The organism is Streptomyces sp. NPDC003379 (genome assembly GCF_053589195.1).
In genome coordinates this window covers 1-13,156 of sequence record NZ_JBSFRK010000097.1, presented here as the reverse complement: position 1 = coordinate 13,156, position 13,156 = coordinate 1, and the positions used below count along the sequence as shown (strand labels likewise).

At 71.3% G+C, this 13,156-nt stretch carries 12 protein-coding genes and 1 pseudogene; 7 read left to right on the top strand and 6 right to left on the bottom strand.

The window, feature by feature from the left end; translation table 11 throughout:
• From ACWDVB_RS39610 to ACWDVB_RS39585, 6 genes and pseudogenes are all read left to right on the top strand, one after another.
• Window positions 1-95 (top strand): annotated as a pseudogene (locus ACWDVB_RS39610) (2-oxo acid dehydrogenase subunit E2); the annotation flags it as partial.
• A 200-nt stretch (window positions 96-295) separates the two neighbouring features.
• Window positions 296-565 carry a hypothetical protein gene (locus ACWDVB_RS39605; protein ID WP_451518664.1) on the top strand — a complete coding sequence of 90 codons (270 nt, stop codon included), beginning with the start codon at window positions 296-298 and terminating at the stop codon, window positions 563-565.
• A 246-nt stretch (window positions 566-811) separates the two neighbouring features.
• Window positions 812-2,635, top strand: a complete 1,824-nt coding sequence (locus ACWDVB_RS39600; RefSeq protein WP_451518663.1) for an AMP-dependent synthetase/ligase — start codon at window positions 812-814, stop codon at window positions 2,633-2,635.
• A gap of 89 nt (window positions 2,636-2,724) precedes the next feature.
• A complete protein-coding gene (locus tag ACWDVB_RS39595; RefSeq protein ID WP_451518662.1) occupies window positions 2,725-3,981 on the top strand; it encodes an ABC transporter substrate-binding protein in 1,257 nt (418 codons plus the stop codon).
• Window positions 3,982-3,993: 12 nt separating this feature from the next.
• Window positions 3,994-6,720, top strand: coding sequence for an ABC transporter permease subunit (locus ACWDVB_RS39590; RefSeq protein ID WP_451518661.1), 2,727 nt, complete (start codon window positions 3,994-3,996; stop codon window positions 6,718-6,720).
• A complete protein-coding gene (locus ACWDVB_RS39585; RefSeq protein WP_451518660.1) occupies window positions 6,717-7,493 on the top strand; it encodes an ABC transporter ATP-binding protein in 777 nt (258 codons plus the stop codon). Before ACWDVB_RS39590 ends, ACWDVB_RS39585 begins: the two co-directional genes overlap by 4 nt.
• A gap of 9 nt (window positions 7,494-7,502) precedes the next feature.
• Here the strand turns inward: ACWDVB_RS39585 and ACWDVB_RS39580 are convergent, their stop codons facing one another.
• Genes ACWDVB_RS39580 through pqqA form a run of 6 tightly spaced genes read right to left on the bottom strand, consistent with a single transcriptional unit; the run spans window position 7,503 to window position 11,891 of the window.
• Window positions 7,503-8,582 (bottom strand): PQQ-dependent sugar dehydrogenase, encoded by a 1,080-nt coding sequence (locus tag ACWDVB_RS39580; RefSeq protein ID WP_451518659.1) that lies wholly within the window; start codon window positions 8,580-8,582, stop codon window positions 7,503-7,505.
• Between the two features lie 59 nt (window positions 8,583-8,641).
• Window positions 8,642-9,763: a pyrroloquinoline quinone biosynthesis protein PqqE gene (gene pqqE, locus ACWDVB_RS39575; RefSeq protein WP_451518658.1), complete on the bottom strand. Its 1,122-nt coding sequence runs from the start codon at window positions 9,761-9,763 to the stop codon at window positions 8,642-8,644.
• A complete protein-coding gene (gene pqqD, locus ACWDVB_RS39570) occupies window positions 9,760-10,086 on the bottom strand; it encodes a pyrroloquinoline quinone biosynthesis peptide chaperone PqqD (RefSeq protein WP_451518657.1) in 327 nt (108 codons plus the stop codon). The genes pqqE and pqqD overlap by 4 nt, the downstream gene beginning before the upstream one ends.
• On the bottom strand, window positions 10,083-10,787 hold the full coding sequence (gene pqqC, locus ACWDVB_RS39565) for a pyrroloquinoline-quinone synthase PqqC (protein ID WP_451518668.1): 705 nt from the start codon (window positions 10,785-10,787) through the stop codon (window positions 10,083-10,085). Before pqqC ends, pqqD begins: the two co-directional genes overlap by 4 nt.
• 17 nt (window positions 10,788-10,804) lie before the next feature.
• A complete protein-coding gene (gene pqqB, locus ACWDVB_RS39560) occupies window positions 10,805-11,713 on the bottom strand; it encodes a pyrroloquinoline quinone biosynthesis protein PqqB (RefSeq protein ID WP_451518656.1) in 909 nt (302 codons plus the stop codon).
• Between the two features lie 10 nt (window positions 11,714-11,723).
• Complete coding sequence (pqqA, locus tag ACWDVB_RS39555; RefSeq protein WP_451518655.1) at window positions 11,724-11,891, bottom strand: pyrroloquinoline quinone precursor peptide PqqA; 168 nt, start codon at window positions 11,889-11,891, stop codon at window positions 11,724-11,726.
• Between the two features lie 355 nt (window positions 11,892-12,246).
• Here pqqA and ACWDVB_RS39550 point away from each other — a divergent pair, with 355 nt between their 5' ends.
• Window positions 12,247-13,038 carry an aldo/keto reductase gene (locus tag ACWDVB_RS39550; RefSeq protein WP_451518667.1) on the top strand — a complete coding sequence of 264 codons (792 nt, stop codon included), beginning with the start codon at window positions 12,247-12,249 and terminating at the stop codon, window positions 13,036-13,038.
• The last annotated feature ends 118 nt before the right edge of the window (window positions 13,039-13,156 follow it).

Below are 13,156 nucleotides of genomic sequence, written 5' to 3'. Positions count from 1 at the left end.
ACCGCCTGGTGGACGGCGCCGACGCCGCCCGCTACCTCACCGCCGTCAAGGCGATCCTGGAGGCCGGCGAGTTCGAGGTCGAGCTCGGCCTGTAGAGCGGTCGCTCTCCCGGTTACTCCCTCAACGTCCCTCCCAGGAAAGGCGCAACCCCGTGCGGAGCTCCCGCCAGGACCGGCTGGTCCGTCCTCGACCTCTCCCGGGGCGAGCGGGTCTCCGCGATCCGGGTGGCCGCGGCGGCGGTCGGCTCGGTCCGGCCGGCTGGGGTGGTCCTGGGTGACCGGGGCCCGCTCGTCAGGTGCCTGGCGGTGAAGGACGGCTCCTCGCCCCGGCCAGGAGCGCCGCGGGCATGGCGGCCGTCGTGCGGAACTCCACGGTGACGGGTGTGCTGTCCGTCGTGTTCGCCGTACTGACGTTCGCCGTACTGACCGTGGTGGTCGTGGCGGCGTGCGCCCATGTCCCCATCAAGGCGACCAAGGCATTCCGCGACGGCGGGCGACCTTCCCCGAGCGAGTCCCCGCACGTGGAGTCCGCGTCCGCTCCCGACGCCGAGAAGGTCCTCCACTGAGGGAACGGCCGCACATCCCGGAGGAGGCCGGCGCATGTCTGCACACCGCGTACAGATTCGGTGGAGATTACGCCACCGAAACTTACTCCAGCGTAAGTAGTTCTGTCCGGCCCTTCCCCTTGTGGCCGTATTTCCACCGGCTGACCAGCGCCGATGGTCCATACCGCCGCCGCATCGGCCCTCTCCCGGAGGGGCGCGGCGTGGGGTACGGTCACGGCGCTGTGCGGAGCGCCACAAGGAGCATCATTGCGCGAGTTCACGAACCCTCCGATGGCGTCGGCGCCGCTGGTGGGCGGCCTGGCCGACGCCGTTTTCGACCATGCCCTCGAGGACCCGACGCGCATCGCCCTCGGCCGCAAGACCGACGGGCGGTGGCGTGACGTCACCGCGGGCGAGTTCCGTGACGAGGTGCTGGCCCTGGCGAGGGGCCTGATCGCGCAGGGCGTACGGTTCGGTGACCGCGTCGCCATCATGTCCCGCACCCGCTACGAGTGGACGCTGTTCGACTTCGCGCTGTGGACCATCGGCGCCCAGGTCGTGCCGGTCTATCCGACCTCCTCGGCCGACCAGGTCTTCTGGATGCTGCACGACGCGCAGGTCAGCGCCGCGATGGTCGAGCACGAGGACCACGCGATGACGATCGGCTCGGTCATCGACCGCCTGCCGCAGCTGCGCCGACTGTGGCAGCTGGACGCCGGCGCCGTGAGCGAACTGACCCGCGCGGGCCGGGAGATCGATGATGAAGTGGTGCAACGCCATCGCCGCGCCGTCACGCCGGACTCGATCGCCACGATCATCTACACCTCGGGCACCACGGGCCGCCCCAAGGGCTGCCTGATCTCCCACGAGAACTTCATGTTCGAGGCGGATGTGATGGTGGCCCGCTGGGAGCCGGTCTTCCACTCCAAGCGCGGCGACGAGGCCACCACGCTGCTGTTCCTGCCGCTAGCGCACGTCTTCGGCCGCATGGTGCAGGTGGCGGCGGTGCGCGGCCGCGTCAAGATGGGGCACCAGCCGAACCTCAACGCGGCGGCGCTGCTGCCGGACCTGGCCGCGTTCCGGCCCTCGTTCATCCTGGCCGTGCCCTACATCTTCGAGAAGGTCTTCAACGCGGCGCGGCGCAAGGCGGAGAAGGAGGGCAGGGCGGGCCCGTTCGACAAGGCCGTCGAGTGCGCGGTGCGGTACGCGGACGCGGTGGAGGCCAAGGCCCTCGGGTCGGGGCCCGGCCCGTCGGCGGGGCTGCGCATGCAGCACCAGCTCTTCGACAAGCTCGTCTACTCCAAGGTGCGCGAGGCGATGGGCGGCCGGGTGCGGCACGCGATGTCGGGCGGCTCGGGCATGGACCGGCGGCTGGGCCTGTTCTTCGCGGGCGCGGGCGTGACGATCTACGAGGGGTACGGGCTGACCGAGTCGACGGCCGCCGCGACCGCCAATCCGCCCGAGCGCACCCGCTACGGCACGGTCGGCCAGCCGATCCCGGGGACGGCGGTGCGCATCGCCGGGGACGGTGAGATCTGGCTGCGCGGCGGCAACGTCTTCCAGGGCTACCTCAACGACCCGGGGGCCACCGACGCGACACTGCGCGACGGCTGGCTCGCCACCGGCGACCTGGGCTCGCTCGACGAGGACGGCTATCTGACGATCACCGGGCGCAAGAAGGAGATCCTGGTGACCTCCGGCGGCAAGAGCGTCTCGCCGGCCCAACTGGAGGAGCGGGTGCGTGACCATCCGCTGGTCGCGCAGTGCATCGTCGTCGGCAACGACCGTCCCTACATCGCGGCGCTCGTCACACTGGACGCCGAGGCCGTGGAGCACTGGTTCACCATGCGCCGCAAGCCGCTTCTTCCCGCCGGTGAGCTGGTGCGGGATCCGGATCTGGAGACGGAGGTCCGGCGGGCCGTCGTCGCCGCGAACACGCTTGTCTCCCAGGCGGAGTCCATTCGTACGTTTCGGATACTGGCGCATCAGTTCTCCGAGGAGCAGGGGTTGCTCACGCCCTCGCTGAAGCTCAAGCGGAAGGCCATCGAGGACGCCTATTCGACCGAGGTCGAGGCGTTGTATCGGGTCTGACGCGGGTGCGCCGGTTATTGACAGTGTTATTGACGGTTCGTCAGGTCCCGCACAGAATCAGCCCCACTCCGACGTCAGGGGGCTCGACCGTGTCGCGATCGATCCGCATCATCAGTGCCACCGTGGCGGCCCTGCTGCTCGTCACCGGCTGCAACTCCGCCTCCAGCGGCGGTAGTTCCGGAGAGGACGGGAGTGGTTCCGTACGTGGAGTCACCGACGACTCCATCAAGGTGGGCGGCATCGTCTCCATGACGACCGCCAGCGGCTACAGCAAGAAGGACACCGACCTCGGCGCCGAGGCCCGCTTCGACCGCGCCAACGCCGAAGGCGGTGTGCACGGGCGGAAGATCGACTACCTGGGCGCGGAGGACGACGGCCAGGACCCCGGCAAGAACCTCGCCGCGGCCCGCCAGCTCGTCCAGCGGGACAAGGTGTTCGCGATCGCGCCGATGAGTTCGGTCACCTTCTCCGGGGCCGACTTCCTGCAGAAGCAGAAGGTTCCCACGTTCGGCTGGGGCACCATCCCGCCCTTCTGCGGCCCCAGTTACCTGTACGGCTTCGGTGGCTGCATGGTGCCGATGCCCGGCGGCACCATCACGCAGAGCTGGCCGGAGGGCCTCAAGAAGGTCATGGGCGGATCGAAGGGCAGGACCGTGGCGATCCTCGCCAACGACAACGACGCGGGCACCTTCGCCATCCGCACCTACAAGCAGAGCTTCGCCGCCGCCGGCTACAAGGTGACGTACGCCAAGTCGACCGTCCCCGCGACCTCCGTGCCCAGCGACTGGTCGGCGTACACCAAGGAGATCCTGCGCTCCGACGGCGGGAAGGCGCCGGACGCGGTCGTCTCCGTGATGCAGACCCCGTACAACATCGGCCTGTTCACGGCCCTCAAGCGATCCGGCTTCAAGGGTCTCCTCACCGACCCCACCGACTACGATCCCGGCCTGCTCGCCAAGAGCGCGACACGCGAGGCCCTCGACGGCGCGCATGTCCTGCTGACGTTCCAGCCGTTCGAACAGGACAGCGCCGACATGCGGCGGTTCAAGGCGGACATCAGGAAGACGGCGGGCAAGGACGTGCCGCTCAACATGCACATGATGACCGGCTACATGTCCGCCGACCTCTTCCTCGCCCTCGCCGAGAAGGCCGGCAAGGACCTGACGACCGGCTCCTTTCAGCGGGCGGCGGACGGCTACTCCGACACCGGCACCCTGGTCGGCGACCGCAGCTGGCCCAAGGGGCGCAAGGAGTCGTTCGGGTGCGGCGCGCTCGTCCATCTCAAGGACGGCGCGTACGAGGTGTCGGCGCCGTTCAAGTGCTACGAACCCATCCCCTTCACGTAGGGGCGGGCCGCCATGTCGGACCTGCTGGGATTCGTGCTGAGCGGACTCGTCTCGGGCGCGCTGTACGCCCTCCTCGCGACGGGGCTCGTCCTGTCCTACTCCGCCTCCGGGCTCTTCAACTTCGCGCACGGCGCCACCGCCTACCTCTGCGCGCTCGCCTTCCACGAACTGCACTCCGGCTTCGGATGGCCCGCCGTGCCGACCGCGCTCCTCCTGGTCTGCGTCGTCGCCCCCGCGCTCGGCTGGGGGCTCGACCGGCTGATGTTCCGCAGACTGGCGCGGGTCGGCGAGACCGCGCAGATCGTCGCGACGATCGGCCTGCTCGTCGCGCTGCCCGCGCTCGGCCTGTGGGTGGTGGAGCTGCTGGCGGACGCGGGGGCCTCGGTGGTGCCGGCCGAGAACCAGTTCGGCCTGCCCGGCGTCGGGCCAAGCCCCGCGGAGTCCTGGCAGCTGATGGACGGCGTCGGCGTCGACTCCGACCAACTGATCACCTGGGTCGCCACGGCGGTGGTCGCCGTCGGCCTCTGGATCCTGATGCGGCACACCCCGCTCGGGCTCAGGCTGCGGGCCACCGTCGACAACCGTTCGCTCGTGGAGCTGCGCGGCATGAGCGCGGACCGCCTCTCCTCAGTGGCGTGGATGCTGTCGTCGGGCCTGGCGGGCCTCGCGGGCGTCCTCGCGACACCCCTGCTCGGCCTCTCCTCCCACGACTTCACCCTCTTCCTCTTCGTCTCCGCGACGGCGGCCGTGCTCGGGCGCTTCCTGTCGATCCCGCTGGCCTTCGCGGGCGGGCTCGGGCTCGGCGTACTGCAGAACCTCGTCGCCGGGTACGCCGACTTCGCCGAGAAGATCACCGGCTTCCGTACGGCCGTACCCTTCCTGATCCTCTTCGCCGGGCTGCTCCTGCTGACGCGGCGGCAGCGGACGGCGGGCACGGCCGCGGTGGACGCGCCGCCGGTCGACTACCTCGCCGGCCGGTCATGGGCGCGCAGATGGGCGCCCTGGGCGGTGGCGGCGGCCCTGCTGGCCCTCTCCTTCTATACGGTGACCACCCCCTTCTGGAGCGGCATCCTCGCGCAGGGCCTCGCCATTTCCCTCGTCTTCATCTCCTTCACCGTGGTGACGGGCCTCGGTGCGATGGTGTCGCTGGCGCAGGCCACCTTCGTGACGGGCGCCGCGCTGGTGGCCGGGCTGCTGATGAGCCACGGGTGGCCGTTCGCCGGGGCGGCGCTGGCCGGGACGTGCGCGGCGGCTCTGCTCGGCGCCCTCGTGGCGCTGCCCGCGCTGCGGCTCGGCGGGCGCTCCCTGGCCCTCGCGACCCTTGCCCTCGCCTTCCTCGCCGATCAGGTCCTCTTCCAGATGGGGTGGCTGCGCAACGGCGACACGGGCTGGGAGATCCCCCGGCCCGTCCTCGGCCCCGTCGACCTCTCGGACGACCGTGCGATGGGCGTCGCCATGGTCGTCCTCGTCACGGCGGCGGTCGCCTCGCTCGGCGCGCTGCGGAACTCGCCGTCGGGGAGGGCCATGCTGGCGGTGCGGTCCGCTCCGGCGGCGGCCATGGCATCCGGGGTGTCCGTGGTACGGACGAAGCTGCTCCTGTTCACCCTCTCCGCCGGGCTCGCCGGCTTCGGCGGAGTGATGTACGCGTCGTACAACACCCGTATCACCGCCACCGACTTCACCGCGATGACCGGGCTGATCTGGCTGGCGGTGGTGGTCGCGGCGGGCGTGCGGCGGGCGCAGTTCGCGGTGGTGGCGGGGCTGGTCTTCGCGATCGTGCCGCATCTGGTGGCCGAGTACGTGACGGAGTCCGTGCAGCTGCCGGTGATCCTCTTCGGCCTCGCGGGGCTGGCGCTCGCCAACGATCCGGACGGGTACTGCGCGGCGGTGCCCGTGCGGGTTCGCCGCAGGAGGGTGCGTGCCAGGGGCGGCACCGCCGCTCAGCCACCCGATATCGCCCTCCGGGCTCGTCCTCAATCGCCGGCCGGGCTCAATACCGGGACTCCCGGCACCGCCCTCTCCCTGCACGGGCTCTACGCCGGATATGACGGCGCCCCGGTCCTGCACGGAGTGGACCTCGCCGTCCACCCCGGCGAGATCGTCGCCCTGCTCGGTCCCAACGGTGCCGGGAAGTCCACGACGTGCCGCGCCGCGGCCGGGCTCATCCGGCCCACGGCCGGCCGGGTGTACGTGGCGGGGCGCGACGCCACCCGCGAAGGCGCCGTCCACCGCTCGCGGTCCGGGGTGCTCCTCGCCCCCGAGGGCCGGGGCATCTTCCCGTCGCTCACCATCGAGGAGAACCTCGCCCTGCGCCTGCCGGACCGGGACGCCCGCGACGCCGTGTACGAGCGGTTCACCGTCCTCGCCGCACGCCGCAAGGTCGCCGCGGGCTCCCTGTCCGGCGGCGAGCAGCAGCTGCTCGCGCTCGCGCCGCTCCTCCAGCGCCCACCGAAGGTGCTGATCGCCGACGAACCGTCGCTCGGCCTCGCGCCGCGCGTCGTCGACGACGTGTTCCGTCTCCTCGTAGAACTCCGGGACGGTGGCGTGGGGCTGCTGCTCGTGGAGGAGAAGGCGGCGGAGATCCTCGGGGTCGCCGACACGGTGGCGTATCTGGCGCAGGGGCGTGTCTCCTGGTGCGGCCCGCGTTCCGAGGTGCGGGCGGACCGGCTCACGGAGGCGTATCTGGGCATGGCGGCGGGCGGGGAGAGGCCCGAGGAAGCGGGGCGGCGGTCACCATGAAGGAACAGGTGCTCGAAGCCGTCGGCGTCGGCGTCCGCTTCGGCGGTGTCCGCGCCCTCGACGGGGTGGGCGTGGCCGTCCGCCCCGGCGAGATCTGCGGGCTCATCGGGCCCAACGGGGCGGGCAAGACCACCCTGTTCGACGTCCTGTCCGGCATCCGCAGGCCCGACCGGGGCCGGGTGCTGTCCGGCGGCACCGACATCACCCGCCGCTCGCCGGTATGGCGCGCCCGCCACGGGATGCGCCGCACCTTCCAGCGGCAGCAGCTCTTCGGTCAGCTCACCGTCGCCGACAATCTGGTCGTCGCGCAGGAGTGGCGGGGCGGGGGCGGCGGATTCGTGGCCGACCTGCTGGCCTCGCCGACCCGGCGTGCGTACGAGGTCAGACGGCGCGAAAGGGCCGATGCCGTGCTGCGCGAGTGCGGCCTCGACGCGCTCGCCGGGCAGTACGCGGGAGCCCTGCCGGTCGGGCGGGCTCGGATGGTGGAGCTGGCGCGGGCGGTCGCGGACCCGCCCGCGGTGCTGCTCCTGGACGAGCCCGCCGCCGGGATGACAGACGATGAGATCGGTCATCTGATGTCCGTCATCCGTCATCTCGCGGATGAACAGGGCTGTGCGGTACTCCTCGTCGAGCACAACGTCGCGTTCGTCATGGAGCTCTGCGCCCGCGTCGTCGTGCTCGACCTGGGCCGCGTACTCGCCGAGGGCACGGCGTCGCAGGTGCGCGCCGACCCGAAGGTGCGGGACGCCTACCTCGGGACCGCCCCCGCCTAGGGGGTGTCTCTAGCCGATCGGCACGCGGAAGATCTTGTCCGAGCCGACGGGCTGCCCGCCGTTGGCGTCGGCGTTGGTGGTGGAGAGCCAGAGCTCCTTGGCGCCGGGCACAGCGGTGACGGAGCGCAGACGGCCGAGTTGGCCGACGTAGTACGCCTTCGCCGTCCCGACGTCCTCGCTGTCGGCGCTGATCGGTATGCGCCACAGGCGCTGGCCCCTCATCGCCGCCATGTAGACCGCGCCGTCGACGATCGCGACCCCGCTCGGGGACGCCTCGGCGACGTTCCAGGTCTTCTTGGGGTTGGTCATGCCCGGGACGCCGCAGACGCCTTCGCACGTCGGCCAGCCGTAGTTCTCGCCCGCTTTGACGAGGTTGAGCTCGTCCTTCCTGTTCTCCCCCAACTCGGCTTCCCAGAGGCGCCCTTGGGCGTCGAAGGCGATGCCCTGCGGGTTGCGGTGTCCCATGCTGTAGACGTGGGTGCCGAAGGGGTTGCCGGGCGCGGGCCCGCCGTCCTTCGTCAGGCGCAGGATCTTGCCGTTGAGGGAGTTCTTGTCCTGCGCGAGGGCCTTGTCCTGGGCGTCGCCGGTGGTGGCGTAGAGGTAGCCGTCGGGGCCGAAGGCCAGGCGTCCGCCGTTGTGGTACTTGTTCTTCTTGATGCCCTTGAGCAGCGGCTTGTAGCCGGACAGGGCCGTGCCGTCGTACGTCATACGGGCGATGCGGTTGCCCTCGGTCGAGGTGTGCATCACGTACACGTAGTGGTTGGCCGCCCAGTCCGGGTCGACGGCTACGCCCATCACCCCGCCCTCGCCGCCGGTGGTCTGCGACTCGGGGACGGTGCCGAGCCGCTGCTTCTCCTTGCCGTCCTTCGAGACCCGCCACACGCGGAAGGAGTCGCGTTCGGTGACCAGCGCGGCCGAACCGTCGGGCAGCCAGGAGGTGCCCCAGGGGATGGTCCAGCCGGTGGACACGGGAGTGGCCGCCCCGGGTTCACCGAGTTCCCCGGGTCCACCGGATTCACCGGCGAGGGTGAGTGAGGCCGCGGTGACGGCGCCTGCGGCGGCCAGGGCGGTGAAGAGAGTTCTTGCCACGATGCCGGTTCTCCATCTCTGTCGAGTCGAGTCGAGGGGTGAGAGGGGTCGGCGCGCGGTTACGGCGCGTCGGCGCGGTAGACGTAAGCGGGCGGTTCGCCGCCAGGGTTGTGGGTGACCGCGTCGACCAGCGCGCGGACCACCCCGTGGTCGGGCGAGCGGTGACAGGCGGGGTCGGTGCGGGTGGCGTCGCCGGTCAGGGCGTACGCCTGGCAGCGGCAGCCCCCGAAGTCGGCCGTGCGCAGCTCGCAGCCGCGGCAGGGGTCGCTCATCCACGCCTCGCCGCGGTAGCGGTTGAAGGCGTCGGACTCCCGCCAGATCCAGCCGAGTCGGTGGTCGCGTACGTTCGGGGCGGCCTGGCCGAGGAGTTCGGCGGCGGCGGGGCAGGGCAGCACCGTGCCGTCGGGGGCGACGGTGAGCGACACCGCGCCCCAGCCGCCCATGCAGGGCTTGGCGATGCCGTCGACGTAGTCGGGCGCCACCCACACCAGCTCCATGCGCCCGGCGAGCCGCTCCCGCCACCGCTCGACGCGCTCGCGGGCCCGGGCCACCTGGGCACGGTCCGGCAGCAGGGCGTCGCGGTTGCGCAGCGCCCAGCCGTAGAACTGGGTGTTGGCCAGCTCGACGCGGTCGGCGCCCCAGCGGAGGCCGAGTTCCACGAGGTCGTCGAGTGCGTCGAGGTTGGCGCGGTGCAGGACGGCGTTGAGACCGAGCGGCAGCCCCGCCGCCCGCACGAGACGCGCCGCCCGCTCCTTCGCGGTGAACGCCCGCGCACCCGCGATGTGCCCCGCGGCCTCCGGATCGGCGTGCTGCACGGAGAGCTGGACGCTGCGCAGCCCCGCGTCGAGGAGACGGCCGAGCCGTTCCCGGTGCAGGCCGACGCCGCTGGTCACGAGCTGCGTGTGGATTCCCGCGGCGTCGGCGGCGGCGACGATCCCCGTGAGGTCGCGGCGCAGCAGCGGTTCGCCGCCGGACAGGTGGGTCTGTACGACGCCGAGATCGGCGGCCTGGCGCAGTACGTCCGCCCACTCGGAGGACGTCAACTCTGCTGAACGGGCGGCGAGTCGGCCGGGATTGGAGCAGTAGGCGCAGCGCAGGGGGCAGCCGTGGGTGAGTTCGGCGAGGAGGGCCCAGGGCGGGTCGGGGACGGGGGCGGGGTTGGGGTCGGGGGCTGTGGTCATCGCAGCCACCCCTCCGCCCTCAACTGCTCCAGAAAGGCGGGCACTTCCTCACCCACCGGCGCATCAGGATGCCGACGCGCCAGCTCTTCGACGATCGCGGCGACATCGCGTTCGCCGTCACACAGGCTCACGATGCTGCCGGCGGCGCCCCGCAGAACGACGACGCGTTCGGGCAGCACCAGGAGGTCGACGCCGCGCACCCGGTCGTGCCGGAGCAGTACGGGGCGGGCGAGCGCGGGGCGCCATGTGTCACGTACGACATCACGTACCACGGCGTCACGTACGACGGCGGCATCACGTACGACGGCGTCGTGGGCGGTCATGTCGGGCCTCCGACCCCGAGGTCGACGGCGTCGAGCAGTGACCACAGCACGTCGCATTTGAACGCGAGGGCGGCGACGGCCCGCTCCTGTTCCTCGCGGGTGCGCGCCCACGCGAGGACGAGGCCGAGCGCCTCGTGCCCGTCGCGGCCGCCCTGGCCGACACGCGTGCGGAAGTAGGCGAGGCCGTCCGCGTCGATCCACGGGTAGTGCTTCTCGAAGGCGGCGATCCTGGTCCGCATCAGATCGGGCGCGGAGAGTTCGGTGAGGGACGCGGCGACGGCGTCGAGGGCGGGGCTGAGCCGGCAGAAGTTGACGTACCCGTCGACGGCGAGCCGGACGCCGGGCAACACCCGCCCCGGATCGAGGAGTTGCGCCCTGTCGATGCCGGCCGCTTCGCCGAGCCGCAGCCAGCGTTCGATGCCGCCCGTGCCGTCCCGTTCCCCGTCGTGGTCCTGGATTCTGCGCAGCCAGCCGCGGCGGAGGGCGGGGTCGTCGAACTTGGCGAGGATCAGGGCGTCCTTGACGGGGATGTGCCGCTGGTAGTGGAACCGGTTGGCGATCCAGCGGCGCAGCTCGTCGCGGGTGAGGCTGCCTTCGTGCATGCGTACGTTGAAGGGGTGCCGGTCGTGGTAGCGGTCGGCGGAGACGGCGCGCAGCCGTTCGGTGAGTTCGTCGGGGGTCCAGGGGCGCGCGTCCGCCATGGGGGCCGTGGTCGTCGTCACAGCGCGATCTCCATCCCGTCGGCGGCGACTTCCAGGCCCCACTCGACGAGGTGTTTGTACTGGTCGGCGTCGGGGTCGCCGAGGGGGTTGGTGTTGTTGAGGTGGGTGTAGAGGCAGCGGCCGGGCAGTTGGGCCAGGCGGCGTGCGGTTCCGGTGGGGCCCGCGATGGGGAGGTGTCCCATCGCGGTGGCGGTCCGGGTGGAGAATCCGGCGCGCGACGGTTCGTCGTCGTCCCAGAAGGTGCCGTCGACGATGACGCAGTCGGCGTTTTGGGCGGCCGCGTGGAAGGCGTCGCTCCAAGTGGCGAGGGCCGGGGCGTAGAGGGCGGTCCGGCCGGTGGCCGGGTCGGTCAGGCGCAGCGCGACCGACCAGGTGTCGGCGTCGGGGCCGGTTCCGGCGGCGTACCGCGGGCGCTTGGCGGAAACCGGTACGGCGGCTGCGCGGATTCCGGCGCCGCCGTGCAGAGGCAGCCCGGGATCGGCGCTCAGCTCGTGCCACCGTACGCGCGTGTAGGGCTCCAGGAGGGCGTCGAGCCGCAGCCCTTCGCGGACCGCGTCGCGTACGGGCGACGTGGCGATGATGTCGACGCCGTCGCGGGCCTCGCGCAGCCGGGTGAGGCCCAGGGTGTGGTCGAGTTCGGCGTCGGTGAGGACGACCCCGGTGACGGGGGTGTGCCGCGTGTCGGCTCCCGCGCCGGGGTGGAGTGCGGGAGTGGCTTCGATCTGGTCGCCCAGGTCGGGGGTGGCGTTGACGAGGTACCAGTGGTTCTCACCCGTACGGACGGCGAGGGCGGCGTGCCGGCGGCGACGTGCCGGATGGGCGCGTGCCCCGGTGCAGCCGGGGCACGCGCAGTTCCACTGGGGCAGCCCGCCGCCCGCCGCGGTGCCGAGCACCTGCAGCAGCATGGCGGCGGGTCTACCGGTCGGCGAGGCGGTAGGCGGTGACTTCGAGGGCGGTGTCGACGACGGCGTACGTGGGGGTCTGCCAGCCGCTGGTTTCCGCGGCGGAGTCCGGCTGGGCCGGGGCCTGCGGCGTCTCGGAACGCGGGGGCACGGTCGAGGGCGAGGGCATGGAGGTGGGCATGACGCTGCCTTCCTGAAGAGGTGGGGGTTTCAGGACGTTCAGGACGTTCAGGATGTTCAGGATGTTCAGGCGGATACTCGCAGCGCTCGCGAATACTTGTAGTGTTCACATGAGTGTTCCGCGTTCAGTGCCGTGTCCCTAGGGTCGCGGCATGACGGAACACCGTCAATGGTCCGGACCGTTCCTACCTCCGTGTCGCCGAGATATCCGGCCAAATGGCGGTCGGGAACGCGGCGCGGGTCCAGGAATGCGGCGCGGCCCGTGATCGTTGACCATGGGAGTACCACCCGACGAATTGAAGGATCGAGAGCTCGTGAGCAAGGTCCCCCCGATCATCCTGAACAACGGCGTCGAGATGCCCCAACTCAGATACGGCGTCTGGCAGGTGCCGGACGACGAGGCCGAGGCGGCCGTCACGACGGCCCTGGAGGCCGGGTACCGCAGTATCGACACCGCGGCGATCTACGGCAACGAAGAGGGCACGGGCAAGGCCATCGCCGCCTCGGGCGTGGCCCGCGAGGAGCTGTTCGTCACGACGAAGCTCTGGAACAGCGACCAGGGCCACGACTCGGCGCTGCGCGCCTTCGACACCTCGCTGGAGAAGCTGGGTCTCGACTATGTGGACCTGTACCTGATCCACTGGCCGCTGCCCTCCAAGGACGCCTACGTCGACACGTACAAGGCCTTCGAGAAGATCCAGGCCGATGGCCGCGCCAAGTCCATCGGCGTGTCGAACTTCCTGCCGGAGCACCTGGAGCGGCTGATCTCCGAGACGTCGGTCATCCCCGCCGTCAACCAGATCGAGCTGCACCCGCACCTCCAGCAGCGCGCCGCCCGCGAGTTCCACGCCGAGCAGGGCATCGCCACCGAGGCGTGGTCGCCGCTGGGCCAGGGCAAGGGGCTCCTGGAGGTCCCGGCGATCATCGCGATCGCGCAGAAGCACGGGCGCACGCCCGCGCAGGTCGTACTGCGCTGGCACATCCAGCTCGGCAACGTCGTCATCCCGAAGTCCGTGACGCCGTCGCGGATCAAGGAGAACATCGACGTCTTCGGCTTCGCGCTGGACCCCGAGGACGTGGCGGCGATCTCCGCCCTCAACGAGGACCGTCGCCTCGGCCCGGACCCGGCGACGTTCGACGAGGCGTAAGGCGTGTATGGCGCGTAAGGCGCCGCGTGCGGCCGTAAGACCGTAGGACCGTGAAGCGCGACCGTAGGGCCCTGAGCCCGCGCCGTTCCGGCCCGCCATTTGGCCGGATATCTCGGCG

What these genes read in the sequence shown, in the direction of transcription:
- ACWDVB_RS39590 (WP_451518661.1), top strand. Translation starts at nt 3,994, where the DNA reads ATGTCGGACCTGCTGGGATTCGTGCTGAGCGGACTCGTCTCGGGCGCG.
- ACWDVB_RS39585 (WP_451518660.1), top strand. Translation starts at nt 6,717, where the DNA reads ATGAAGGAACAGGTGCTCGAAGCCGTCGGCGTCGGCGTCCGCTTCGGC.
- pqqE (WP_451518658.1), bottom strand. Translation starts at nt 9,763, where the DNA reads ATGACCACAGCCCCCGACCCCAACCCCGCCCCCGTCCCCGACCCGCCC.
- pqqD (WP_451518657.1), bottom strand. Translation starts at nt 10,086, where the DNA reads ATGACCGCCCACGACGCCGTCGTACGTGATGCCGCCGTCGTACGTGAC.
- pqqC (WP_451518668.1), bottom strand. Translation starts at nt 10,787, where the DNA reads ATGGCGGACGCGCGCCCCTGGACCCCCGACGAACTCACCGAACGGCTG.
- pqqB (WP_451518656.1), bottom strand. Translation starts at nt 11,713, where the DNA reads ATGCTGCTGCAGGTGCTCGGCACCGCGGCGGGCGGCGGGCTGCCCCAG.
- pqqA (WP_451518655.1), bottom strand. Translation starts at nt 11,891, where the DNA reads ATGCCCACCTCCATGCCCTCGCCCTCGACCGTGCCCCCGCGTTCCGAG.
- ACWDVB_RS39550 (WP_451518667.1), top strand. Translation starts at nt 12,247, where the DNA reads ATGCCCCAACTCAGATACGGCGTCTGGCAGGTGCCGGACGACGAGGCC.